Source organism: Curtobacterium sp. MCBA15_009, assembly GCF_001864895.1.
In the GTDB taxonomy this organism is placed as follows: Bacteria; Actinomycetota; Actinomycetes; order Actinomycetales; family Microbacteriaceae; genus Curtobacterium.
In genome coordinates this window covers 1-705 of sequence record NZ_MJGO01000017.1, presented here as the reverse complement: position 1 = coordinate 705, position 705 = coordinate 1, and the positions used below count along the sequence as shown (strand labels likewise).

Here is a 705-nt window from a genome sequence, read left to right as displayed (position 1 = left end):
GGTGTTACTTGATCTGGGCGGTGATGGTGGCGGTGCCGACCAGGAGGCCGCGCTTGACGGCGTCGGTGCCGAAGGTCTTGTTCAGCAGGCCGGCGGCGTCCTCGGAGATGTGGACGGTGGTGCCGGTGAGGATGGCGTTGTCGCCCTCGAGCTGGAGGGGCTTGAGCGAGCCGCCCCAGAGCTCGAACAGGTACGCGTTGGACGCGGCGACCTTGCCGTTGACCAGGACGTCGCCGTAGAGCTTGGACGAGCCCGGGTTCACGACGAAGTTCTCGAGCGTGACGGTGGTGTCGCCGGCCTTGAGGGTCAGGCCGGAGTCGTCGTGGTTGAGCAGGCCCTGCACGTAGGGGCGGTAGTTGCCGTCCGGCGACCAGTACGTGACCGAACCGGCGGTGATCGGGAACGACACGGACCCGTCGGCGAGGGTTGCGTCGCCGGAGACGCCGGGGGTGAGCTTGAGGGCGGTGAGGGCGTCGGTGAAGCCGGAGTCGAGCTTCACGGCGGTGGAGCCACCGAGGACCTCGGGCACCGAGGCGACGGGTGCGGGGACCTTCGACTCCGACGACGACGACACCGTGTGGATCGAGGGCGTCGCGGCGTTGGCGGAGGAGATCCCGAACGCTGCGCCACCGAGGACGAGGGCGCCGGTCGTGGCGAGGGTGATGCTGGTCTTGAGGCTCTTGCGCATGATGTGGATCCTTTGCT

General features: G+C 68.4%; 1 protein-coding gene. It reads right to left on the bottom strand.

What is annotated here, in order from left to right:
* Positions 1–4: 4 nt before the first annotated feature.
* Entirely contained in the window at positions 5–688 is a 684-nt protein-coding gene (locus BIU97_RS05650; RefSeq protein WP_071297224.1) for a hypothetical protein, read from the bottom strand.
* Positions 689–705 lie beyond the last annotated feature (17 nt).

What these genes read in the sequence shown, in the direction of transcription:
- BIU97_RS05650 (WP_071297224.1), bottom strand. Translation starts at nt 688, where the DNA reads ATGCGCAAGAGCCTCAAGACCAGCATCACCCTCGCCACGACCGGCGCC.